Source organism: Ferviditalea candida (assembly GCF_035282765.1).
Lineage (GTDB): Bacteria > Bacillota > Bacilli > Paenibacillales > KCTC-25726 > Ferviditalea > Ferviditalea candida.
Genome location: NZ_JAYJLD010000003.1, coordinates 138,903 through 162,569 on the forward strand (window position 1 = coordinate 138,903; position 23,667 = coordinate 162,569).

Annotated in this window: 20 protein-coding genes; 1 reads left to right on the forward strand and 19 read right to left on the reverse strand. The window is 54.7% G+C overall.

The window, feature by feature from the left end:
- Positions 1–15 precede the first annotated feature (15 nt).
- The 12 genes from VF724_RS03355 to VF724_RS03410 all read right to left on the reverse strand — a co-directional run bounded on the left by VF724_RS03355 (position 16) and on the right by VF724_RS03410 (position 16,515).
- Positions 16–720, reverse strand: coding sequence for a diacylglycerol kinase family protein (locus VF724_RS03355; protein ID WP_371752801.1), 705 nt, complete (start codon positions 718–720; stop codon positions 16–18).
- On the reverse strand, positions 717–1,211 hold the full coding sequence (ybeY, locus tag VF724_RS03360) for an rRNA maturation RNase YbeY (protein ID WP_371752802.1): 495 nt from the start codon (positions 1,209–1,211) through the stop codon (positions 717–719). The genes VF724_RS03355 and ybeY overlap by 4 nt, the downstream gene beginning before the upstream one ends.
- A gap of 3 nt (positions 1,212–1,214) precedes the next feature.
- On the reverse strand, positions 1,215–3,449 hold the full coding sequence (locus VF724_RS03365) for an HD family phosphohydrolase (RefSeq protein WP_371752803.1): 2,235 nt from the start codon (positions 3,447–3,449) through the stop codon (positions 1,215–1,217).
- Between the two features lie 54 nt (positions 3,450–3,503).
- Positions 3,504–4,463: a PhoH family protein gene (locus tag VF724_RS03370; RefSeq protein WP_371752804.1), complete on the reverse strand. Its 960-nt coding sequence runs from the start codon at positions 4,461–4,463 to the stop codon at positions 3,504–3,506.
- A gap of 6 nt (positions 4,464–4,469) precedes the next feature.
- On the reverse strand, positions 4,470–5,660 hold the full coding sequence (gene yqfD / locus VF724_RS03375) for a sporulation protein YqfD (RefSeq protein ID WP_371752805.1): 1,191 nt from the start codon (positions 5,658–5,660) through the stop codon (positions 4,470–4,472).
- A 17-nt stretch (positions 5,661–5,677) separates the two neighbouring features.
- Positions 5,678–5,959 (reverse strand): sporulation protein YqfC, encoded by a 282-nt coding sequence (gene yqfC, locus VF724_RS03380; RefSeq protein ID WP_371752806.1) that lies wholly within the window; start codon positions 5,957–5,959, stop codon positions 5,678–5,680.
- Between the two features lie 282 nt (positions 5,960–6,241).
- Positions 6,242–6,685, reverse strand: coding sequence for a GatB/YqeY domain-containing protein (locus VF724_RS03385; protein ID WP_371752807.1), 444 nt, complete (start codon positions 6,683–6,685; stop codon positions 6,242–6,244).
- Between the two features lie 11 nt (positions 6,686–6,696).
- The gene (rpsU, locus tag VF724_RS03390; RefSeq protein ID WP_005547957.1) at positions 6,697–6,870 is read right to left on the reverse strand and encodes a 30S ribosomal protein S21; all 174 of its coding nucleotides are present in this window, start codon (positions 6,868–6,870) and stop codon (positions 6,697–6,699) included.
- A 156-nt stretch (positions 6,871–7,026) separates the two neighbouring features.
- Positions 7,027–7,371 carry a histidine triad nucleotide-binding protein gene (locus tag VF724_RS03395; protein WP_371752808.1) on the reverse strand — a complete coding sequence of 115 codons (345 nt, stop codon included), beginning with the start codon at positions 7,369–7,371 and terminating at the stop codon, positions 7,027–7,029.
- Between the two features lie 185 nt (positions 7,372–7,556).
- Complete coding sequence (gene addA, locus VF724_RS03400) at positions 7,557–11,465, reverse strand: helicase-exonuclease AddAB subunit AddA (RefSeq protein ID WP_371752809.1); 3,909 nt, start codon at positions 11,463–11,465, stop codon at positions 7,557–7,559.
- A complete protein-coding gene (gene addB / locus VF724_RS03405; protein WP_371752810.1) occupies positions 11,449–15,069 on the reverse strand; it encodes a helicase-exonuclease AddAB subunit AddB in 3,621 nt (1,206 codons plus the stop codon). Before addB ends, addA begins: the two co-directional genes overlap by 17 nt.
- Positions 15,070–15,147: 78 nt before the next feature.
- A complete protein-coding gene (locus VF724_RS03410; protein WP_371752811.1) occupies positions 15,148–16,515 on the reverse strand; it encodes a class I SAM-dependent rRNA methyltransferase in 1,368 nt (455 codons plus the stop codon).
- 143 nt (positions 16,516–16,658) lie between these two features.
- Here VF724_RS03410 and VF724_RS03415 point away from each other — a divergent pair, with 143 nt between their 5' ends.
- Positions 16,659–17,624 carry a Na/Pi cotransporter family protein gene (locus tag VF724_RS03415; protein WP_371752812.1) on the forward strand — a complete coding sequence of 322 codons (966 nt, stop codon included), beginning with the start codon at positions 16,659–16,661 and terminating at the stop codon, positions 17,622–17,624.
- On the opposite strand, the gene deoC is transcribed toward VF724_RS03415, so the two are convergent.
- From deoC to VF724_RS03450, 7 genes are all read right to left on the reverse strand, one after another.
- The gene (deoC, locus tag VF724_RS03420; RefSeq protein WP_371752813.1) at positions 17,621–18,301 is read right to left on the reverse strand and encodes a deoxyribose-phosphate aldolase; all 681 of its coding nucleotides are present in this window, start codon (positions 18,299–18,301) and stop codon (positions 17,621–17,623) included. The two genes, VF724_RS03415 and deoC, sit on opposite strands and share 4 nt — an antisense overlap.
- On the reverse strand, positions 18,301–18,732 hold the full coding sequence (locus VF724_RS03425) for an NUDIX hydrolase (protein ID WP_371752814.1): 432 nt from the start codon (positions 18,730–18,732) through the stop codon (positions 18,301–18,303). The genes deoC and VF724_RS03425 overlap by 1 nt, the downstream gene beginning before the upstream one ends.
- Before the next feature lie 93 nt (positions 18,733–18,825).
- Positions 18,826–20,178 carry a tRNA (N(6)-L-threonylcarbamoyladenosine(37)-C(2))-methylthiotransferase MtaB gene (gene mtaB / locus VF724_RS03430; protein WP_371752815.1) on the reverse strand — a complete coding sequence of 451 codons (1,353 nt, stop codon included), beginning with the start codon at positions 20,176–20,178 and terminating at the stop codon, positions 18,826–18,828.
- Positions 20,179–20,182: 4 nt separating this feature from the next.
- The gene (locus VF724_RS03435) at positions 20,183–20,944 is read right to left on the reverse strand and encodes a 16S rRNA (uracil(1498)-N(3))-methyltransferase (RefSeq protein WP_371752816.1); all 762 of its coding nucleotides are present in this window, start codon (positions 20,942–20,944) and stop codon (positions 20,183–20,185) included.
- A gap of 188 nt (positions 20,945–21,132) precedes the next feature.
- Positions 21,133–21,813 (reverse strand): site-2 protease family protein, encoded by a 681-nt coding sequence (locus tag VF724_RS03440; RefSeq protein ID WP_371752817.1) that lies wholly within the window; start codon positions 21,811–21,813, stop codon positions 21,133–21,135.
- Positions 21,814–21,822: 9 nt separating this feature from the next.
- Positions 21,823–22,815, reverse strand: coding sequence for a 50S ribosomal protein L11 methyltransferase (gene prmA, locus VF724_RS03445; protein ID WP_371752818.1), 993 nt, complete (start codon positions 22,813–22,815; stop codon positions 21,823–21,825).
- Positions 22,816–22,969: 154 nt separating this feature from the next.
- A complete protein-coding gene (locus VF724_RS03450; RefSeq protein WP_371752819.1) occupies positions 22,970–23,611 on the reverse strand; it encodes a GerMN domain-containing protein in 642 nt (213 codons plus the stop codon).
- Positions 23,612–23,667: the final 56 nt, after the last annotated feature.

Here is a 23,667-nt window from a genome sequence, read left to right on the forward strand (position 1 = left end):
TTGCCCCCAATCGGATTATATATATTGAACGAGAACGTAAACCAAGACCGTGATGAAGCTGCCGAAAATTCCGCTGAAGAGGATGGAGCCGAGCGAGCGCTCCGTTTTTTCGTACAGCACGAGAGCAAGCAGCACGGACAGCAGATAAGCCATCAGGATGATCAGCGTTTGCCGCACGAGCATCGAGATCAGGGTGGACACGGCGAACGAGACGGCAACCATCATGCTGGGCCTGAAAATTGCCCCTTTGCTCATCGAATAGCGGGTTTGGATCACAGTCACGGCCATCAGCACAATGCTGATGAACACCCAAATTTCCTGAACCTTGCCCGGATCGGCGCTCTCACGGATATGCAGGAACAAGCGGTCGATTGGATCGTAGAACACGATCAGCCCGACGGCAACCGCAAAAACCGCAGACACCAGAACGGAAGCTGCGGCTGCGTCTTTCGCTATTTTCGCCAGGGGATGCTTGTCGGGCATGGCCAAGTCGACGGCTTTCTCCACTCCGGTGTTGATCAGCTCGGTGACGATGACCAAGGTAACGGAAAGCAGGATGAACAAAATTTCCAGCTTGGACAAATGGAAGAACAGCGCGAGGATCAGGACGGCAAACGCGACCATAAAATGAAACTTCATGTTGCGCTGTGTCGATAGGGCATACTTTATCCCCTCATAGGCGTATCGAAAACCGCGCAGCCATTTCCGGGCTTCATTCACCTCGTCAATCCAACCTCCCGCAAAATGATTTCCTGCTTGCCGAACATTTCCTTCTCCGAAGCTTCATCCTGATGGTCATATCCGATCAGATGAAGAAAACCGTGCACAAACAAAAAGCCGATCTCTCTCTCCAGGGAATGTCCGTATTCCTCGCTTTGCGCAATGGCCTGCGGAACGGAAATCACGATATCGCCCAACAGCTCATCCTGGAATTCCATCGCTTCATCCGCTTCATCAAAAAATATTTCCGACTCCCCGATTCCAACCTCCTGCAAAGCAAAGGAAAGAACGTCGGTTGCCCGGTCCAAACCGCGGTAATCCCTGTTCAAACTGCGAATCGTCTCATTATCGACAAACGTCAAGGCCACCTCGCCGTGCTCCACGCCCTCGGACTGACCGGCCGTTTGCAGCAGACGCTGCAGCAGTTCGATCCAGCGTTCCGGTATTTCGTAATCATCCAGCTCATTGATCCATTCCAATCGCAATCCCATTGTTCAAGCTCCCTTGGTTTCCCGTTTTGCCGGCACATCCTCCGGATATTCGATTCTCGAATGAAAAATGCCGAGCAGCGTTTCCTTCAATATCTGCGAGACCGTATCCAGTTCCTTCAGCGTCAAGTCGCATTCATTGAACTGATTGTCGTCCATCCGGCTTTTAATGATTTTGTCCACCAGCTGATCAATCTGTTCCATCGTAGGATTCCGCAGAGACCGGACGGCAGCCTCCACACTGTCGGCGACTCCGACGATGGCCGCCTCCTTGGTCTGAGCCTTCGGACCCGGATACCGGTAATCCTCTTCCCGGATTTCCGACGAATCCATCCCCCGGGCTTCAAGCTGTTTGACCGCCTTGTGGTAAAAAAACTTCAGCAGCGTCGTCCCGTGATGCTGCTCGGCGATTTCGCGGATCTGCCGGGGAATTTTGTATTCCTTCATCATCTCCACGCCGTCGCGCGAATGCGCGATAATGATCGACTTGCTGAGTTGCGGCTCGATTTTGTCATGAGGATTTTCGATATTCACCTGATTTTCGATAAAATAATGCGGCCGTTTCGTTTTGCCGATATCATGGTAAAAGGAGCCGACCCGGCACAGCAGGCCGTTCGCTCCGATCGCTTCCGCCGCCGCCTCCGACAAATTGCCCACCATGACGCTGTGATGATAGGTCCCCGGAGTTTCCGTAAGCAGCTTTCGCAAAAGCGGATGGTTCGGGTTGGAAAGCTCAACCAGCTTCAACGGAGACAAAATGCCGAAGGCAAGTTCGAAGAAGGGCAGCAGGCCGATGACCAAAATTGCCGTCAGCAAGCCGCCCGCCGCGGCGAACGTCAACGTCAGCACGACATCCGTCACTTCAAATTGCTCCGCCAGCAAAATAATGGCTCCCACCGATACGGAAGAAAACAGGGAAATCATGATGCCCGCCTTGAGAATGCCCGAACGGTGCGTCGCTCCGTGAATCGCGAAAATGGAGACGAAGCTCGCCACTGCGGCTACGAAACCGTACCGGAAATCAAACATCTGCTCAATGTTCTGGTTATATATAATGCTTGCCATTATACTGAATAATATGGATGAAATAAAAGCGATCTGCACGTCCAACAAAATCGTGATCAGAATCGTGCCGAGCGCAACCGGAGCCAAATAGGCGATATACGGAAAATCCGCATTTTGCCCAAGTCCCACCACCTTCATCGCCAGAATGTTTAATGCGTAAATCAGCACAAGCATCAGCAAGTGAGGGTTGTGGCTCGTAATTTCCGACCTGCTTTGGCGGATGAACATGAACAGCACAAACACAAACAGCGACGCCATAATAACAATGCCGAGATAGGGCCAGTAGCTGACCTTGCTTTTCAAGAGGCCGAGCGCATCCAAACGCTGATAAATATCCTCTGTGATCAATTCGTCCTTTTTGACAATCGGATCGCCTTTATTAATATTGATCGAAGGCGTGTCCTCCCGCGCTTTCGTTTGGGCTTGCTTGGTCGCATCCTCATCGAAAAACTTGTTCGGCGTAAGCACGAAGCGAACGATCTCCTGCACCATTTCCCGCTCATTCTTGCCCGCCAGCCTGGAAGCGTTCACCATCTCGGCCACCTTGGATCGGACCGATTGAACATCGACAATGTTGTCCTCCATGATTTTTGAGATGATGCTTCGAGCGACCGGCTTCATTTCGGCCAGCTGCTCCGGGGTCAGCTTCGGCAGCTTGAAGAACGCTTCTTCCGGGATGCGGTACTGCTGGTCGTGCAGCTGCTTCGAAATTTCGTCAAGCAGCGTCTGGGAATGCAAATTATTCAGGGATTTCATATAGCGATCATAATAATCGGAGAACAAGACCGGAATTTCCTGACGAAACACGGCCACCTTCTGCTCGTAAGCAATCTGGTCGTCGGTGTTGATCTGCTCCAGCTTGGCGAAAATCTGATCCGCCACATCCTCGTTTTTCATCGAAATGACCGAATAGACCGGCTTGACCTGCTGGGCGGCTTGGTCCTTGGCTTTTTGAGTAGCCGCGGAATCCTCGATCAATTTTGGAGAATAGATGGTTGTTTCGCTGAGAGAACCCTTCTGAATATCATAGGTTTTGGAAATCAGCCTTTCCGATAACGGCAAATAAAACAAGGCAAAAAGCAGTACGAACAGTAAAAAGCGAATGCCGGCATTATTCTTCCAAGCGTGGGTCCGAGGCGGAACTTTTCCTTGTTTGGAAAATGGGTTCTTCATCATTAGGAGGTCAGTCCTCTCGTTTTTATTGCTCAAAAGGAACGGCAGCAGCCTTGTTCAAGTTTTCTGGCTGTAGGCCACGATGATTTTTTGGACAAGCGAGTGACGCACGACGTCCTGTTCGGCAAAATAAACAAATCCGATTTCCTCTATCTCCTTCAAGATGCGTTCCGCTTCAATCAATCCCGACGTTTTGCCTTTGGGCAAATCGATTTGTGTGATATCTCCCGTGATCACCATTTTCGACCCGAATCCAAGACGGGTCAAGAACATCTTCATTTGCTCAGGCGTTGTATTCTGGGCTTCATCCAGAATAATGAAAGAATCGTCAAGCGTTCTTCCGCGCATGTAGGCCAGTGGAGCGATCTCGATCAGCCCCCGTTCCAACGATTTGACAACCTGCTCGGGGCCGAGAACATCGTTAAGAGCATCATACAACGGCCTCAGGTAGGGGTCAACCTTTTCCTGCAGATCACCGGGGAGAAATCCCAAGCTTTCACCCGCTTCAACCGCAGGGCGGGTCAGCACGATTTTTTTCACCTTGCCTTCCTTTAATGAGGTTACCGCCAAGACAACCGCCAGATAGGTTTTGCCCGTCCCCGCCGGTCCGATCCCGAACACGATGTCCTTCTGTTGGATCGTCGACACATAATGGCGTTGGCCGATGGTCTTCACCCGGATCGGCTTTCCCTTGTTGGTGGTGGCAATTTCCCCCTTGAACAGGTCAAGCAGTTGGTCGGCCTTCAATTGCTTGGCCAGCTCGTAAGCATACAGAATATCCCTTTCCGTAAGGGTATAGCCGTTGCGTACCAATTCCAGCAAAACTTCAAACAGCTGCTGCAGGGAATCGATTTCGGGAGCCGTTCCCTGGATAACGATTTCCGCTTCCCGAGTCAATATTTTGGCGCTGGCCATTTGTTCGACGATATGCAAAAAACGGTCCTGCGGACCAAACAGGGCCAATCCCTCCGCAGTATTTTGCAGGGGAATTTTTACAACTTGCGCGTGATTTGGCAATCCACTTCATTCTCCTTGAATCAAAGGATATTCTTTGCTGATGTCTTCGTCCACTTCAAAAAGTACTGTCATATAAACTTTACCATCTTCCAACTTTTCATGCAAAATTTTTTGGTTTTCGATTCGCGAATCGTATCCGGATTTCATCAAAATATCCGCCCGGGCCTGCTGCAGACCGATCTGTTCGGATTCTTCGCGGCTCATCCGGTTTTCGACATATTCAACATCCATCACCTTCTCGCGCAGCCAACCGAACGGAAGATTGATTCCTCTCCACTGCAGCTTATTCAGCGTCGGGATCGTTTCATATTTGTTGAACCCGGTTTTTCCGAAGCCCCAAACCTGCAGAGCCCGATTGCCGAGCACCAAATAATCCCGCTCCCTCGATTCTCCGGTATATACCTTGACCTTTTGAATCAGCGGCACTTCAATGTTGTATTGATGCCAGACCAATCCCCTGACCTTGCCTTTGGCCACCACGACCTTCCGGTTCTCTTCGTTTCCGAGGATCCCGGAGATCAGCACATCGCCTTTTTTTACGCGCATATTCGGCTTGACCATGCCCTGCCCCTGCTCGACAAAAATATCCGTAATGACAGCGTCGGCAGTTGAAACGAGATGACGCGGACTGAGCAGTTGTTTTTTTTCTGGCTGTTTGGATTCAACCACTTTGATGTTTACATGAGTGCCCTCTACGGTTACCCCTACCCAAGCGGCTTCAGGGAGCAGGCTGTGCAATTTCTCGGACAGGACATTCTGATACTGCAGCCTGAATTTCCACTGAAGCGGATAAATCCCTTCCCTCTTTGCCGCCGCAAGGATATCCTCTGTGGGGATTTTTTTGTTTCCTTCGACCGTAACCTGCCATACGACCGATGACAGCAAATACAGGCCGATGACGAACAGTGCAAAGCCCGCGGCAAAAAACTTTCTTTGCTCCAGTTTGTCCAACCAAAAGGGAAAACCAAACCGTCTTGAGACATGAATCCGGCAGCCTGTCTCTTTCAAAAGCGGCCGAAGCCGAAAAAAATCCTTTATGACGATATACAGCAGCGCCCTTTGCGTCCCCACCCTACGGACATTCCAGAACGTCAGCTTGAGTTCGGCCATCCGGTTCAACAGCGCCTCCAAATTGCCTCCGCGAACTTGCGCTTCCACGTAACCCCTTATCGACAGAACTGATTTCGACTCCTGCATCGAAACCGCCCCTTTCTTCAAACATCGAAATATTTGACTTCCTCGACAATCCCTTCAATAAAGACCTCATCGGAGAAAATGGCGCGGATCACCAAATTTTTCCCATGAATCTGCAGCCGGCCTTTGCTCAAATTCAATTTCAGCAGCTCATCGGAAAAATGGGTGACCCCCTGATGATTTTCAATATAGGTCTGCATGTTGCCGATCAGTGTGATCCGCGGGAGATCCAAAATCACATCCTGGGGCAGGTCAAGAAAACGGCCTGTTAATTTGGAAAGCTGACGTCTCAATCGACGCATCGGTTTTTCAAGCCCCCTGTCACATTTAGAGATCACCGCTGAAACTATCAGTCCGCCATAGAGTATGCTCTACAAAAATATGCTTTTCTAACGGGAAATATGAAATGATTCGCATCAAAAATGAGGAGGTATCGGGGAAACAGAGTAAAAATAAAAATAGCGGAACATGGTTCCGCTATTTCGCTTTTGAATTTAGAATATGAACGTTTTAATCAACAGGACGAGGACGTTTCAGCGAGCCATTTTCAATGCCGGGCATTGCCTTGAAATGGCATAGTAGGTCTATTGCAGAAATTGCTGAACGATTTGGTTCACCGTCTTGCCGTCGGCACGCCCGTTAAGCTTGGGCATCAATGCTCCCATGACCTTACCCATGTCCGATTTGGAGGAGGCTCCAATTTCTTGTATGGTTTGTTCAACGAGTTGCTTGATCTCCCCTTCGCTTAACTGCTCGGGAAGATATTCGCTGATTATGGCTATTTCAGCTTTGGCGGTCTCTGCCAAGTCGTCACGACCTGCATTTGCGAATTCCTGGAGGGATTCTTTCCGCTGTTTCAGTTCACGTTTCAGGATACCGATGACTTCATCGTCGCTAAGGGTCCGGCGTTCATCTATTTCAAGATTCTTAACCGAAGAGCGAACCATGCGGATCACGGAAAGCCTGAATTTGTCCTGGCTTTTCATCGCCTGCTTCATATCTTCATTCAACCGTTCGCTCAAGCTCATGATTCGGCCTCCTAGAACTTTCTCTTGCGCGCGGCTTCAGACTTTTTCTTGCGTTTGACACTGGGCTTTTCGTAATGTTTGCGTTTCTTGACTTCGGCCAAAACCCCATCCTTTGCGATGGAACGCTTAAAGCGACGAAGAGCAGCATCGATCGTTTCGTTCTTGCGAACTTTTGTTTCTGACACCAGTTTTCCCTCCCTCCGAACGGACCGTCAAAGACGAGTATCACGGATTATCAAACTTCATTATATGTCATGGGAAAAGGCAGTGTCAACTCGCAGCGGTTTCCAATTCCCTATTTCTAGCTTGAAAATTCGCCTCCGCTAAAAACAACAAGTTTGCTATTTGATGTTCAACGGTCCAAGCTGTTCTCCGCCCATCAAATGATAATGGATGTGAAACACAGCCTGACCGCTGTCTTTTCCGCAGTTGTTGATCAGCCGATACCCCGATTGTGCGATTCCGAGCTCCTTGGCGATATGTACTGCGGCTGAATGTATATCCGCAAACAACTCCCAGTCTCCGTCCTGCACGTCATTCACCGATGGAATGTGTTTTTTCGGAATGATCAGGACATGCACGGCCGACTGCGGTTGAATGTCATGAAAGGCCATTACTTTATCATCTTCGTAAACTTTATTGGATGGCACCTGACCATCAATGATTTTGCAAAAAATGCAATCCATGCTGGAACCTCCTTTGTCGGATTCGTATCGTTACAACTATATTAGCGAAAAAAATGGCGGCTGTCCAACAGGAACCCGGCGCAAACGCGGCATCCGCCGATCGGCGTTTAACACTCCCATTGCCAATATATTCATCTCCCGGCAAAAAAGCGCCTTCGCAATCCTGCGCGAGACTCATAATTTTCTTACATATGCACCGTATGCGAGCCATCAAAAAAGAAAAGATATTTCTCCTTGACCGGCTTATTCAAAATCCGTTCAACCGCCCGCGCGTACAAATCAATCTGCAGCCGATACCTGTCGGCCAACCGCTCGATCCCGAGCTCTCCGCTTGACCCGTTCACAGCGTCCGTCTTGAAATCCAGCAGCACCATGTGCTCTTCTTCCTCAAACAAACAGTCGATGACCCCTTGGATCACCACCGTTTCCTCCGAGGAATGCGGATCCATGCCGGGATACACTTCTCCTGCCTTCATTGCGAAGCTGAAAGGCACCTCGCGCCTGACCCTTCCGGAACGGAGCATGCGCTGCCCGAGCCCGCTTTGGAAGAAGGAAATGATGATTTTGGCATCGACCGCCTGCTTCTGCTCCTCCGTGAGAATCTGGAGCTCCACCATACGCACAAGGGTTTGTTCAATCATTTCCTCGGATAAGTCGGGAACCAGCGGGATTTGCTGCATGACGGAATGATACACCGTACCCCGCTCCGCAGGGGTCATCCTCCGCAGTTCCATGAAGCGCGGACGCTGCAAAGCCAGAGAGCCTGTTCCCGGCTTGAACGGCAAATCGCCGGACAAGTCGGCGTGATCTCCCTGCAGATCCCGCATCAGCCTGATTTCCGACAGCCGCTTCATTTCGGAAACCGAGGTCTTGGAAAAGCGAAGCTGTGCCTCCCGGTAAGGATACGCCCAGGAGAAGCGGCGTCCGATTTCCTCCGCCGCCGAGTTTGGGCCGGCCGGATGCGCCGCGGATCCGCTTTGTACCGCGAAGCCGGCTTGAGCTGCGGAAATCGGCTCCAAGCGGCGCAGCTTCTCCCACTCCTGCGGATCGAACACGTTGGCCGCCCCCGCGGTCTGATCGAAGGCGAGAAAATGCTCGGGCCGGATGAGCTGCAGCCGCCAATCGGAGCTCTCGCCTTTCATCTCCTCGGGAATCCGTTCTGGCGTACCGGCGATGCTGCGAAGCTGCGCCATGCCCGGATGGCGGACGATTGCCGGTCCGATCCAGTCCAGGTAATTCACCGCCCGCGTCAGAATATGCGCGGGCAGTGCCCGTTCCTGCTGCTCGAGCAGCTTTCCCCATCTTTGCGTGAGCGTCTCCAGATTGCGGACCGTGCCGACGAGCAGCAATTTTTCCTTGGCCCGGGTCAGCGCAACATAGAGAATGCGCATTTCCTCCGCAAGCGTCTCCATGCGCATGCGGCGACGAATGGCGAGCAGCGGCAGCGTCGGGTAGCTGATGCGAAGCTGCGGATCGACATATTTGGGGCCGAAGCCCAGCTGCTTGTGCATCAGAAATGAACCGTTGAGATCCTGCCGATTGAAGGGCTTGGCCAAACCGGCGACGAATACGACCGGAAACTCCAGCCCCTTGCTTTTGTGAATCGACATGATTCTGACGACATCCTCCTGCTCTCCCAGCGCCCTTGCCGCTCCGAGATCTCCGCCGCTGTCCCGCATCCGCTCGATGAACCGGAGAAAGCGGAACAAGCCCCTCAAGCTTGTGGCTTCGAACTGTCTGGCGCGATCGTACAGCGCCCGCAGATTGGCCTGCCGCTGCATGCCGCCGGGTTGCCCCCCGACCAGATCAAAATAGCCGGTTTCCCGGTATACGCGCCAGATCAAATCGGCAAGCGCCCCTTGACGGGCCTCGTCTCTCCAGCGCTCCAGCTGCTGCAAAAACAGCCTGAGCTTGGTCTGCAGCTGCGGATCCGAAGGCTGCTCGCATCCGGCATATCCCGACAACGCCTCGTAATAAGAGGACCGCTTGTTGTATAGGCGGATCTGCGCCAGCTCTTCCGCAGACAGCCGGAAAATCGGCGACCGCAAGACGCCGGCCAGGGGAATGTCCTGAAGCGGATTGTCGATCACCTTCAGCAGCGAAAGAACGACATCCACTTCCGCAGCCGCAAAATACCCCGTGCTCAGCTCGGCATATGCCGGAATGCCCGCGGCCCGGAATTCCTCCATGAACACGGGCGCCCACTGCTGCGTGGCGCGCAGTAAAATGACGATGTCCCGGAAAACGACCGGCCGCATGAGCTTCGTCTGCTTATCCGTGATGTAGTGCGGACTTGCGCCGATTCCCGTCAGCCTGCGGATCCGCTCGGCGATCAGGCGCGCTTCCAGCTGCGCCGTCATCATGTCCTGGACGTCATCAAGCGCATCTCCGTCAACCGGTTCATCCGCTTCCCCGTCCGCACTCGTCCCGGACGAGGCAAAATCCTCCAATCGGTCCGATTCCTCCGCATCGGCTTCAGAACGGTCAATCAGCATGACCTCGACGGAAGCGTCTCCGCCTTCCGGAAAATCGGCGCCGCACACCAGCTCCGCGTCCCGGTCATAATCAATCTCGGCCGCCCGTTCATGCATGATTTGCCGGAAAATGAAATTGACCGCATCCACAATCTCCCGGCGGCTGCGAAAGTTTTTGGACAAATCGATGCGCAGGCCGGCCCCGCCGAATTCGTTCGGGATAACGGAAATCTGCCGGTACGATTTGTATTTTTGCAAGAACAAGGCGGGCTCGGCCAGTCTGAACCGGTAAATGCTCTGCTTGACATCCCCGACCATGAACCTGTTTCCCGGACCTTCCCCGGAAATGAGCCGGACGATCGCTTCCTGCACCATATTCGTATCCTGGTACTCATCCACCAGCACCTCCGCGAACTGCTCCCGATACTCAAGCGCGGCCTGCGAAGGCTCCGGCTCATCGGCGGCGGCCGAAGGATCGCGCAGCACCTGCAGGCAGTAATGCTCCAGATCCGAAAAATCGGCCAGCCCTTTCGCTTTTTTCGCGGCGGCATACTTGTGTCCGAAACCTTCGACCAGCTCGACCAGCTTTTTCATCAGCGGCGCCAGCTCATGCAGCTCGGCCGCATACTCCTCCGGCGACCGCCGGAAGATCGTCTCCTTCAGGCCTTCCACGCGCTTTTTGGTCTGATCGCGGAGCTCCTTGACCTGATCCTGCAGAGCCTTGTCGCATGCATCGCCGCGGCACGGCTTCAGCTTGCCGAAGCCGCAGGCCTGGAATGCCTCATAGATGTCCTTCCAGGTATCGTTGAGGGCAGCCTCCAGCAGGCGCTTCAAGCCGCTCAAGTCTTCGCGGAGATTGTCCAAATACGGAGACGGCCCGCCGGGAAGCCTGCAAACCCGTTCCGCTTCCTGCAGCAGGCGGATGGCCCCGGTCAGCTCGATCTCCACATCGTCGCGCATGCTTTCGAGCCAGATGTTGTTCTCCCCGGTCACCGCAAAAGCCTCCGCAGCTTGATGCATCCAGTGTACGGGAGACGGGTGGCTGCGGGAAAAATCATAGATGCTCTGGATCATGTGAAAGAGGGCCTCATCCGTCCGCTCTCCGCTGAACCGGTCCACCAGCCGCCAAAAATCGGCGTCATCGTCTCCCTTGGCGTAGTAGTCTTCCAGCAGATCCTCCAGCACTTCCTGACGCATCAATTCAGCCTCGGTTTCGTTGGCGATGCGAAAGCCGGGGTCGAGATCGATCAGGTGGAAATACCGCCGGACAACATCCAGACAAAAAGCGTGCAGCGTTGTGATCGAAGCCTGATGAAGCAGCGCCAGCTGTTTGCGCAAATGGACTGAATCCGGCTTCCGGGACAGCTCCTGCTCCAGCGCCTCCCTGATGCGCTGCCGCATTTCGGCGGCCGCCGCGTTGGTGAAGGTTGCGACCAGCAAGCGGTCCACGTCCAACGGGTTTTCCTCCGAAGAAATTCTCCGGATGATCCGTTCCACAAGCACCGCCGTTTTGCCCGAGCCGGCCGCCGCCGCCACAAGGATGTCGTCCCCTTGAAGGCTGACGGCATTCCACTGATCGTCCGTCCAATGCGTTCCCTGCGGTTTAGGTATCCTGTTCATCGGCTTCTCCCCTCCGTTGGAAAATCGGTTTCACCATCAGCCCGGACTCCGGCTCCTCTTCCGCGCCGCTGCCGATCAAATTCCAAATCTCTTCTTTGCTCCGCACGCGCAGGAATTTGTATCCGTTTCCTTCATACTGCGGATCAAACTGGCAGACCGATTGGTACGAGCAGGTGCTGCAGGCGGTTTTGGCAGCGTAACGGTAGGGCTGTATGTCCACGCGGCCTTCGGCAATTCCCCGGCCGACGCCGCGGATGACCTTGCGCACGTGCCCTTTCAGCTTGTCCCATTCCTCCAGGGTAATCACCGAGGAGTTCTTGTAAAACTGCCCATTCGCGGTTAACGCCACCGGAATGAGCTCGGAATGGCCTTTTTCCAGATGGGTGTCCATCAGGCTGACCGCGCCGCGGTCGGCCAGCACCAGCCCCTTCATTTTGAACTGCTTGAACAGCTTTGCTTCCGCTTCCTCCTGCGGGATGACGCCGGGCAAGCTCAGAATCGGGTTATGTACGTGAAAATACAGCGCTCCGGCGGGAATCGCCTTGGTCCCCAACCATTTATCGGCATTCGTCACCGCCACGTCCAGGTAAGCCGGCATCTGCAGCGACAGCCCGTAGTAAACCTCCGCAAGCCGCAGCGCTTTGGCGCTTGATTTGTAATCGATCACCCGCAGCAGCACCCCCTGTTCCGTGTCCGCGCGGTCAATCCGGTCAATGCGCCCGATCAGCTCCATCGTGGCGCCGTTGTCCAAGGGAAACGTCAGCGGCGGGATCGGTTGTCCCTGTCCGAACGGAATTTCCAAGCCGACCGGGGCAAATCCGCTTCTGCGGGCATGTTCGCCGAGAACGACCGATGCCCTGCCGACGATTTCCTTTAATTTGCGGGCCATGTATTGATAGCGTCCGGAGCTGAACAAAATTTCGCTCTGCAGCTTGGGCGAGAGCCGGTCCACGGCCGTCTCCGCCCGCTGTCTGCATGCGGCGGGCGAAAGCTGTCCCCAGGAGAGATTTTCCCGCTGCAGGTCCATCGCGATCATGCTTAACGCGGCGTGAAACAGTTGACCGATATCCGGGGCCTCCAAGCGATGGATTTTACGTTCCCGAAGCCCCAGCCCATAGGAGGCAAAATGAGCGAACGGGCAGGCGACGAACATTTCCATGCGCGAAACGCTGGCTCTCAGACGCTCCCCGTACAGCAGCAGACTCGTCTCCGGGGACAATGGAAGCTCCCGGTTTTCGTAAAACAGCGACGACATCAAGGCCTGAAGCTTGTCCCGCCATTCCGGCCGGGATTGAAACCAGTTGTAAAGCTCCCGCCATACGGCGGGCAGCGGCGTTCCCCTTTTCCATTGACGGAGCTGATTCATCAGATGCGAGAGGGCGCGTTCGGGGTGCGAGACAAAACGCCAATGACCGTCCGGATGCTCCTCCGCCGACGGATCTGCCACGAGCATTCCGCCTTCGGACGCCGGGAACATCGTCTTGACCTGGCGGATGATTTCCGACGGCAGGAGCGCTCTTCCTTCTTCATCGGCCAGCGGATAGCTCAGCCATAGACGGTCCGAAGGCGACGCCAGCACCGTATAAATCAAAAACTGCTCATCCATCAATCTGCGCCTGCTTCCCGGCGCCAGCTGCAGGCCGGCTGCCTGCAGCTGCTCCCGCTCCTTCTCGTTGATGACGCCGTCCTCCTCAATCCTTGAAGGCAGAACGCCGTCATTGACGCCAAGCATGAAGCAGATCTTGATCCGGCTGGACCGCGTGCGGTCCACGCTGCCGATCAGCACCTGGTCCAAAGCGGGCGGCACCAATCCGAGCCGGATGCTGTCCAATCCGGCTTCCAGCATGCCGCCGAACAGCTCGGCGCCGATCGTTTCCCCGCCCATCATCTCCACGATTTGATCGAGCACGTCCAACACGCTGCCCCAAATCCCGGCATGCTCCCGCGCTTTTTCCGCCTGACCGAGCTTCACGCACTGCCGACTCCACCGTTCAAGCCGTTCGGGCACCCGCAGCGACTGCAAAAACACAAACAGCGCTTCCGCCATTCCGCGAACATCCTCGGCGGCCCGGAGAGCCTTCTGCAATTCCAGCAGCGGTCCGGCAACCCGCCAGCGCAGCGCGTGAATTTCCTGCAAAAATTGTTCGGCCTCATCATCCTGCTGCTCGTTGTCCGCATCGAGCGATTGCAGCAGCCTGTAGGTCCACCGCTCGGAATCGGTCCACTTTCCGCCTTGAATGCCGACGCTCAGCACATAATTTTCGAGCAGATCCAGCCGATTCCGCCCGATCCGCACAAATTCCTCTTCGCCGAGCAGCAAATCTTCTTCGCGCTCCCCGTAAAACGGGAGGAAAAAATCCGTTTTGACGCAGCGGAAAACGGAATCATAGCGCCAGCCCCCGTTCACCGTCTCCAATGCCGAACGGATCAGTTCGATTAACGGATGGTGCGAGACGGTCCGCTTGCGGTCAAAAAAGTGCGGGATTCCGTAATCCCGGAACACCGCCGAAATCAGGTCGCCGTAGCCTTCCGCATTGCGGACGGTAACCGCCAAATCCCGCCAGCGGTAATGCTCATCCCTCACCAGACGGAGTATTTCTTTTGCGGCCCCTTCCACTTCCGCCCGCCTGTGCACGGCGGCATGAACGGAAATTTGCGGTTTCGGCGCGACAGGGCCGGACCACTTGCTCCGACGCTCGAATCCCCGTTCCAAGTGAGCAAGCTCGGGACTCGCGGCGTAGCGCGGCGGAGGACTTGCATCCAGCAGCACGGCCGGATCCGACGCGATTCCGAATTCCTCCGCCAACTGCTTCAGCCGCACCAGCGTTGAAGCGGTAGGATAAAACAGATCCAGCTCATGCGGCTTGTCCCAAGCTTGATAGTCCTTGTCGAGACACAAGGCGATGCTGACCCGCCGGCAGGCTTTCATAAGCTGCCCGACCACTTCAAACTCCTGCGGGGTGAAGCCGTGAAAGCCGTCGATCCACACCTCGGCATCCCGCAAATATGCGGACCGCCCAATTTGGCCGGCCAACAGCGTCAGGTAATCCTCCGAGTCCACATAATGCTTGGATAGTGCGGCTTCGAAATCGTTGTAGATGAGCGACAGATCGTGAAGCTTGTCCTGCAGCATGCCGGTTTCGGGGACAGGCGACCCGGTTGTCTCCCCGCAAAGATATTCTTCCAGCAGCTCCGGAGTTATCCGGTAGCGCTTGAATTCGCTGAACATCTCATTGATGCGGTCAAGCACGCCCATCTGTCCGTCCGCCTGCTGAAACAGCCGCAGATCGGATTTGCGGCGTCGGATGATGTTATGCAGCAGCATTTTTTTGCCAGTATCGTCAATATGAACCCGCGCCGTACCGCCGGTATCCTGCATCACGCGAAAAGCGAGCCTGCGGAAGCTCAGGGTCTGCGCCCGCAGCGTTCCCGTCAGGCCGGGTGACGACGCCAGCGAATATTCCGTTTGAAAGGTAGCCTGCTCCGGGACCAGCATGATCAGGGGAGGCCCGTCCTCCCGCCGCAGAAGCTGTTCCCGGATTTCGTCCAGAAAGCGGGTCGTTTTGCCGCTGCCCGCCCTCCCGATCATAAACCGTACCGACATCCTTATTCACCCGCTTCCATCATGAGCTTTTCATCATCAGCTTTTCATGTTTCTTCCATCATATCATACAGCGGCTGTTCAGGTCCTCGATCTGACCTCAAAAATCGCAAACTTCAGATAGTTGCCTTCATCCACGCCAAGAATGTGCGGATGATCCTTGCCTGCGCCGCGAAATTCGATCAGCCGCAGAATTTTGCCGGCGTCGGCCGCTGCGGCAAGGATCGTCTCCATAAAAAGCTCCGGACGAACATGATAGGAGCAGCTGGCCGTCACCAAGTATCCCCCTTCGTTGACGAGCTTCATGGCATGCAGATTGATATCCTTGTAACCGCGAACCGCCCCTTCCACCGCCTGCCGCGATTTGGCGAAAGCCGGAGGATCGAGAATCACGACGTCCCACGTCCGTCCCTCGGAAGAAAGCGGCTTGGAAGTGTCGATCCCGCCCTTGCGCGCCTCGCTCCTCGCTTTCCGCTCCGCCAAGCCTTTGACCTGATCCCGCAAATATTGAAACGCGTCGGCCGTCACGAATTCCACCCGGTCCGCAAACCCGTTCCGCTCCACATTGCGCCTGGCGGTTTCGACGGCATGCTCGGAAATATCCAGGCAGGTGACTTTTTTGGCCCCGTATTTGCAAGCGTGGAGCGTAAAGCTTCCGGTGTGGGAGAAGCAATCCAGTACGGTGGCCCCGTCCCAGTAAGGGAATGTAACCACCTTGCCGCCGGAGTTGACGGGTACCGTTGTCGGCTGCCCATCCGTTTCGACCGATTGCAGCGTGATGCCGCTCCGTTTTCCCCATCCGGTCATAAGCCGCTCCAGAGAGGCGCGGTTCTCACGCTGATCGAAAAAGTACCCCGTTTTCTGGCCTTCCATGATGTCCACTTCGATGCTTAGCCCGTTCTCGAGGATCACCACCTGCTGCGGGCATGTTCCGTACAGCATTCCCTTCCGCTGCTCCATGCCCTCGCGTTCCCTGACCGCAACATCGCTGCGCTCGTAAATCCCCTCCGGTCGAAACACTTCCACCAACGCCTCCACAATCCGCTCGCGGCAGCGGTCCATGCCCAGCGTCAAAATCTGCACCACCAGAATCGAGGAAAATTTGTCGACGATCAATCCCGGCAAAAAATCCGCTTCACCATAGACCATCCGGCACGAATCGGCATCCTTGGAAAACCGGAGACGGTGATCCCGGCAGCCTTGGAAGCGGCTCATGAAAAATTCCCGATCCATCTTCTCCAAAGGTGTGTAAGACACAATCCGAACCATGATTTGTGAAGCGCGATTGATGTAGCCGGACGCCAAATACTCGCCCCGATGGCTGAACACCTGGACGATTTCGCCGGGAAGCGGCTCTCCTTCCACCCTCTCGATTTCATTTTGAAAAATCCACGGGTGTCCCTGCTCAAGCCGTTTTTTTCTGTTCTTCGTCAAAAAGACGGATGCCATCTCATACCTCCGTTTGCAAATTTGCGATGCTTTCATTGTTCACAATGTTAATTCGGCTTCTTTTCAAAGGCTTGTCATGCTCGTCTGCGTCTTTTCATATACATACATCAGAGTACTATGGAAAAGGAGACTGTCGACCGCTCATGATCATGCAAATCGTCTTGCCCCTTGTAGCGGGCTTGGCCATTTTTTTATTCGGCATGAAATCGATGGAGCTGGCCCTTCATCTGTGGGCAGCTCCATATTTGAAACAAGCGCTGTACAAGCTGACCCGGACGCCCTTTCGCGGACTGCTGACCGGCGCGGGCACAACCGCGGTCCTGCAGAGCTCCAGCGCCGTCACCGTCATCACCATCGGGATGGTCAATGCCGGGGTGATCACTTTTCCGCAAACGCTCGGCATCATTCTGGGAACGAATATCGGAACGACCGTCACGACCGAACTGATCGGGCTGAATATCAACCATCTCGCGCTCCCTCTGCTGATTTCGTCGTTTATCGTCTGGGTCGCCGCCTGGAGCATCGCCGTTGAGAATCTGGGGCCCATATTGGGCAAAACGGTAAGCGCCCTGCGCCATCTTTCGCTTGCCGTCGGCGGATTTGCCTGCGTGTTGCTGGGCATGGTCGTCATGGAATCGATCGTGCCCGCCCTGCAGTCACGGGGGCTGTTCGCCTGGTTTCTCGAGCAATCGCAGCGCAGCCTCGTTTGGGGCATTATCGCCGGCACCGCGCTTACCGCCGTCATCCAAAGCAGCGCGGCCACCATTGCCATCACCATGGGCCTGGCGGCCGTGCAAGCCATCTCCGCCGAGCTGGGCATCGCCATCGTGCTGGGCGCCAATATCGGCACCTGCATCACCGGGTTCATCGCCAGCATCGGGGGCAACCGCTACGGCCAGTATGTCGCATGGGCGCACGTAATCCTGAACATCTGCGGCGCCGTTTTGTTTTATCCGTTCATTCCCGAGCTGTTCAAGCTTTCCGCCTTCATAACTCCCGATCCGTCCGTCCAGTTGGCCCATGCGCAGACAATATACAATCTGATCTGTTCATTTCTGGCGCTGCCTTTCTTATATCTTCCGTTTCTGAATAATATCGATTCGCGTTAATATCGGCCCGTTCCTTCCATTCCTTTGACGATCGCAATTCCCGAGCTCGTCCCCAATCGGCTCGCGCCCGCTTCGATCATCCGCAAAGCTGCGGACAGATCGCGGATGCCTCCGGAGGCCTTGACCGCAACATTGTCCGGAACCTCGCTGCGCATGAGACGAACATCCTCCACGGTTGCGCCTTCGGGTCCGAATCCAGTCGATGTTTTTACGAAAGCGGCGCCCGCTTCCGCCGCCAGTCTGCAAGCAATCCGCTTCTGTTCGTCATTCAACAGCCCTGTTTCCAGAATCACCTTAACGTCAGCCTGCCCTTTGACGGCCCGCACAACCTCGGCAATATCCCGTTTGACCCCGTCGAAATCGCCTTCCAGCATTAAACCGACGTTCATCACCATATCGATTTCGGCCGCGCCCGCTTCCGCTGCCTTTACCGCTTCAAAGGCCTTGACCCCGCTCAGATTCGCACCCAACGGAAAGCCGCCGACCGCGCAAATTTTGACTCCTGTGCCTGCCAAAACCTCGCTGCAGCGGGGAACCCAAAAGCTGTTGACGCAAACGCTGTAAAAACCGTAATGAATCGCTTCCAGACACAAGCTCTCTATCGTTTTGCCGATGGCGTCAGGCTTCAAGCATGTATGGTCGATATAACGGTTGATCGGAATTGCGCCGCTGCTCATCATGGGTTCACCTCAAAATTCAGTTGCTTCAACGCTTTTTCCAGCACGGATTGATTGTTCGAGTATCCGGAATGCCGCTGTTTTTCCCAGGCTTCCTCCGGTGTCAGCCATTCGACTCCGCGAATTTCCTCGATTTGCGCCTTTAAATCCCCGCTCACCGACTCCACCAAAAAATAGTGCACCTCTTTGTCCACCGTTTCTCCCACCGGATTGACATAGCGGTACCCGACGACCTCGAGCAAGCTCAGAATCCGTCCATTGATCCCCGTTTCTTCCTCGATCTCTCTCAACGCCGCTTCCTCAACCGTTTCCCCGCTTTCCAGCTTGCCCTTTGGCAGCGTAATTTTGCCGTAACGATCCTGAATCAATTGAATTTCCAGCTTCCCGTCAATTTTTCGGTAAACTACTCCGCCGGCGGATATTTCCTTCATAAGTGCTCACTCCCGTATGAGAAGAGTGTGTTCAAGAAGAGCCCGCCTTAACCAACCCTTTCCAAACACACTCCGCTTTTTCGATTGATTGCTTTACACCTGCGCACCGACGGCTTTTTCCGGCTCCTGCTCCAGCATGCGCACGAATTCGCCCCGGCATTCGTTGGCCCCGGCATCCGTCACCTTCACTTTGACGATCCGGCCGATCATGTCGTCCGAGCCGAAAAAAACAATCTGCAAGTAGTTATCCGAATAACCGGTCAACAGACCGCTTTCCGGCTTGTGCTTCGACCTGCGCTCAGGGATGACGTCCAGCACCTGTCCGACAAACCGCTTGCTGTAAGCCAGCTGCATGCGTTCGGAAAGCTCGATCAATTCGTGGACGCGGCGCTGCTTGACTTCCTCGTCCACTTGATCCTCCATTCTTGCCGCAGGCGTTCCCGTCCGCTGCGAATACGGAAATACGTGCATCTCCGCGAACTGCATCCGCTCCATGAACCGGTAACCGTTCATGAACATCTCCTCGGTTTCCCCGGGAAAACCGACGATGACGTCGGTGGTTATGGCGACGCCCGGCATCGCCCGCCTGATCCGTTCGATGGTTTCGGCGAATTGCTCCGTGGTATACTTCCGCCGCATCCGTTTCAATACGTTGTCATCTCCGGCCTGAAGCGGAATATGCAGATGCCTGCACATTTTGCGCGAGCCGTTCAGCACCTCGATCATTTCGTCGCTGATCTGGCTGGCTTCAATGGAACTGATGCGGATGCGCTCCAATCCCTCGATCCCGTCCAACTCCCGCAGCAGGTCATGCAGCTTGTAATTCTCCAGATCATCTCCGTAGCCCCCGGTATGAATGCCGGTCAGCACAATTTCCTTAAAGCCCGAAGCCGCCAGCTGCCGGGCCTGCTTCAGCACGCTTTCGGGAGCTCGGCTGCGGGACAGCCCGCGCGACCATGGGATGATGCAAAAGGTGCAGAAATTATTGCAGCCTTCTTGAATTTTCAGGAACGCCCTGGTCCGGTCGGCAAAATCCGGAACGTCCAATTCCTCGAAATCGCGGGTTTTCATAATATTTCGCACCGCGTTGATCGGCTGCCTCTGCTTGCGCAGCTGCTCGATGTAGGACATCATGAGCTCGCGGTCCTGCGTGCCGATGACCAAATCTACGCCGGGAATATCCATAATCTCGGCCGGCGAAGTCTGCGCATAGCATCCCGTCACCGCGATAATCGCTTCCGGATTCCGGCGCACCGCACGGCGGATGATCTGCCTGCTCTTTTTGTCGCCCGTATTGGTGACTGTGCAGGTATTGATCACATACACGTCCGCGGCCTGCTCGAAGTCGGCTTGCTCGTAGCCTTCTTTTTTGAACAGCTGCCAGATCGCTTCCGTATCGTAAAAGTTGACTTTACAGCCCAATGTATAAAACGCGACTGTAGGCATGACATTACCCTCCCATCTCGTTGGTCTCATATAATATGCAGGCAAGTGCGACCAGGGCTGCCGTCTCCGTCCGCAATATCCGTTTTCCGAGCCCTGCCGGAACGCAGCCCGCGGCTTCCGCCTGTCCGACCTCGGCCTCGCTGAACCCTCCTTCAGGTCCGACAATGACCGCCAACGTAAGCGGCCTGGCAGCGTCCAAATCGCTCAATGCGCGCTGCAGCGCGTTTTTGAACGACGCCCCGCGCTCCTTCTCATAGAGCAGAAAAGCGGCATCGGCTTGAGCCACCTCTGCCAGCATCTGCCGCCAGGAGACCGGCGGATCAATCGATGGAATCCGGTTCCTGTGCGCCTGTTCGGCCGCTTCCTTGGCGATTTTGCGCCACCGTTCGATCCGTTTTTCTTCCTTTTTCACATCGTATTTGACAACGGTTCTTTCCGATAAAAACGGCAGGAAGCGGCTCGCCCCGATTTCCGTCCCCTTCTGAATGACCGTTTCCATTTTATCGCCTTTGGGCAAACCTTGGAACACCCACACACGGTGACGGGGTTCTCCGGTCAGCGCCAACGGCTCCACAATGGAGGCCGTCACCCTGCCGGCGTCGATCTGCCGGATTTCAACAATCGCTTCACGTTCCATTCCGTCGCTGACAATGATTTTGTCGCCCGTTCGGGCGCGCATCACCCTCGCGATATGATGAGCGTCGTCGCCTTGGATCTCCACCGTGCTGCCATCAAAACGATCCGCAGGTATAAAATACCTCTGCAAGGCGGCTCCCACCTTTCTATGCACTGTGCAATGACAACATTATATACAAATTCGATTTAATTTACATAGGGGCATCGCGATGAAATAACTTCCACTAAATCGGTCGCTTTTATCCGGCATCTTCCCATGCTCCGCTTGCGCGAAAAATTTGCTTTTTGTACAGGCTATCAGCTTCCAAATTGCTGCCATCACGCGCTAAACAGCCATTTGACCAAATTGCCCATTTTCCAGCTGAGCGTCAAAGCCAGCTGAAACAGCGGGCCGATCGTAACCCGGTTCAACGGGGGGATGAACACAAGCAGCAGGAAAATCAAAATCCCCCACTGTTCTACCCGCACCATTCGCGGACGAAGCCGGGCAGGCACCAAATCTTCCACAATTCTGTAACCGTCGAGAGGAGGAAGAGGGAGCAGATTGAACAGAAACAGGATCGTATTCAAGTAAACAAGGATTCCCAAAAACACATAAAGGGCTTCCACCGAGCCGGATTCCACCGGATTCAGTTCGAGCCGGTAGAACAAAACATAATTGGCGATCAAGCCCATAAATGCGATCAGCAAGTTGCTGATCGGCCCGGCGGCCGACACCACGATGCCCATCAGCCGCGGATATTTGAAATTCCCGCGATTGACGGGAACGGGCTTGGCCCACCCGAAACCGGCGATGAAGATCAGAAGCGTACCCATGACATCGAGATGCTTTCGCGGATTCAAGCTCACCCTTCCCTCCCGTTTGGCGGTCAAGTCGCCAAACCGGTAAGCGGAATAAGCGTGCGAAAATTCGTGAAGGGTAAACGCTATCGTCAGCGCTACAAATACGAATGGCAGCTGATCGATCGGATAGGCCAGCATTTGGTTCAAAAGATCCATCGAATCCACCTACTTTTTGCGAGCCGTCAGGACGACCCAATCTTCTTCATAATCCTTGCCCGAGATTTCAAATCCGCTTGCCGCCAGCGCCGTCTCCACGTCCTTCTCCTTCTCGCGGATAATACCGGAGACGATATAAATGCCGTCAGGCTCCAGCGCTTCATAAACATCAGGGATAAATTTCAGGATAATTTCCGCCAGTATATTCGCAACGACCACGCGAACCGGCAGGGCAACACCCAAATCTCCCTCAGACGATACGCCCAATTCGCCCTCGGCCGACCGGCCTCTGAGGATGGACAGCAGATCGCTCTGCCTGACGCTGATCCGCTTCTCCAGATGATTCAACGATACGTTCTCCTTGGCACTTGAAACCGCAACCGGATCGAGATCGAGCGCAAGCACATTCCGGGCTCCAAGCAGCGCCGCGCCGATCGCCAGAATCCCCGATCCCGTGCCGACATCGATAACCTCATCCCCGCTGCGGACGACCTTTTCCAACACCCGCAAGCATAATGCCGTGGTAGCGTGTGTGCCGGTGCCGAAAGCCATTCCCGGGTCCAGCTCGATGACCAGCTCGCCTGCAGCGGCTTCATACGCTTCCCAAGTGGGCTTGACGGTGAGTCTGTCGGATATTTTCAAGGGCTTGTAATACTGCTTCCAGGCATTGGCCCAGTCCAGTTCATCCACTTCCTTGACGGAGACCTCCTTTTTTCCGGGATCAAGGCCGAATCGATGGAGCTCGGCAAGAAACTCCCGTAGGCTGACCGTCAGATCTTCGATCCGTTCCGGTTCGGCAAAGTATCCCTTGATCATGGCCTCCCCTTCGGGAATGTCGTTCAACGGAAGATCATACCACTGGCCGAGGGAGGTGTCCCTTTTGCGGTTCAATGAACCGGATTCCTCAATCGTTACGCCGCCGGCGCCCAACTCGTGAAAATAGTTCGAAACAGCCTCGACGGCCTCCTCCGTCGTATAGACGGATATTTCATACCAAATCATACGCTGCCTCCAGATACGGGATATATATATTCTACATATTGTACTACAGAAGGGAAGCAAGTGGAAATGGAAGCCGACGGCAACGCAAAAAATCCCGATGCGGCTGCCTGCCGCACCGGGACCTCAAATCGATTCTAGAGGGGGAACATCCGAATTATTCGACAAGCTCGATGTTTCCGGGATCCTGCGTCTTCAAAGGCTTGCTGATATCAACATGACCGAGAAGCGATTCTTCCCTCTGACCTTCGACAAGAATCCGCACTGACTCATAACCGAATTGCTTCAGGATGAGACCGATTTGATTCAGCAGCATCATTTCACCGGTCGAGCCGAGGTTGGCGTTTTTGATTTCCTTGGAAAAGCTGACTTCAGCCACGCCATTGGCCGCTTTGACATACTCCACGACTACGCCGGGCGGAACAAGACTGGTCAATTTATCGTTCTCCGGACCCGCAATCCAAGCTTCCAGCGCCGCCTTCGGCAAATCCGCTTCATTCCGAACCTCGATTTCCTTTTCTGTCCGGTACTGCTTCATCAATTCTTTATCGGAAAAATACAGCGACACGGTCTGCTTGTGAACGGGAGCTTCCTGCCTCGGCGGAAGATCGGTCTCGGTCGCTTGCTTTCCGGATTCTTGGCCGGCATTCTGACCTGGGCCTTGATCGGCATTCTGGCCGGCCTCTTGATTGATGCCGCCCTGTCCGGTGTTATCCTGCCATGCGTTCCCGGAGGCGCATCCTGCGGCAAGCAAAGCGATGATTAAAACGATAAGCGGCAGTTTAAATAAGGTTTTCATCTTCGTTTTCCTCCCTTGTTTGATTGATAAACTCAGTATAGGGATCGTATGTATCG

Excerpts from the sequence above, each read along its gene's own strand:
- prmA (WP_371752818.1), bottom strand. The coding sequence starts at position 22,815 with ATGATTTGGTATGAAATATCCGTCTATACGACGGAGGAGGCCGTCGAG.
- yqfD (WP_371752805.1), bottom strand. The coding sequence starts at position 5,660 with ATGCAGGAGTCGAAATCAGTTCTGTCGATAAGGGGTTACGTGGAAGCG.
- deoC (WP_371752813.1), bottom strand. The coding sequence starts at position 18,301 with ATGAGCAGCGGCGCAATTCCGATCAACCGTTATATCGACCATACATGC.
- addB (WP_371752810.1), bottom strand. The coding sequence starts at position 15,069 with ATGTCGGTACGGTTTATGATCGGGAGGGCGGGCAGCGGCAAAACGACC.
- addA (WP_371752809.1), bottom strand. The coding sequence starts at position 11,465 with ATGAACAGGATACCTAAACCGCAGGGAACGCATTGGACGGACGATCAG.
- ybeY (WP_371752802.1), bottom strand. The coding sequence starts at position 1,211 with ATGGGATTGCGATTGGAATGGATCAATGAGCTGGATGATTACGAAATA.
- VF724_RS03395 (WP_371752808.1), bottom strand. The coding sequence starts at position 7,371 with ATGGATTGCATTTTTTGCAAAATCATTGATGGTCAGGTGCCATCCAAT.
- VF724_RS03410 (WP_371752811.1), bottom strand. The coding sequence starts at position 16,515 with ATGGCATCCGTCTTTTTGACGAAGAACAGAAAAAAACGGCTTGAGCAG.
- VF724_RS03440 (WP_371752817.1), bottom strand. The coding sequence starts at position 21,813 with ATGGATCTTTTGAACCAAATGCTGGCCTATCCGATCGATCAGCTGCCA.
- VF724_RS03450 (WP_371752819.1), bottom strand. The coding sequence starts at position 23,611 with ATGAAAACCTTATTTAAACTGCCGCTTATCGTTTTAATCATCGCTTTG.
- yqfC (WP_371752806.1), bottom strand. The coding sequence starts at position 5,959 with ATGCGTCGATTGAGACGTCAGCTTTCCAAATTAACAGGCCGTTTTCTT.
- VF724_RS03415 (WP_371752812.1), top strand. The coding sequence starts at position 16,659 with ATGATCATGCAAATCGTCTTGCCCCTTGTAGCGGGCTTGGCCATTTTT.
- VF724_RS03385 (WP_371752807.1), bottom strand. The coding sequence starts at position 6,685 with ATGAGCTTGAGCGAACGGTTGAATGAAGATATGAAGCAGGCGATGAAA.
- VF724_RS03365 (WP_371752803.1), bottom strand. The coding sequence starts at position 3,449 with ATGATGAAGAACCCATTTTCCAAACAAGGAAAAGTTCCGCCTCGGACC.
- VF724_RS03425 (WP_371752814.1), bottom strand. The coding sequence starts at position 18,732 with ATGAAGGAAATATCCGCCGGCGGAGTAGTTTACCGAAAAATTGACGGG.
- mtaB (WP_371752815.1), bottom strand. The coding sequence starts at position 20,178 with ATGCCTACAGTCGCGTTTTATACATTGGGCTGTAAAGTCAACTTTTAC.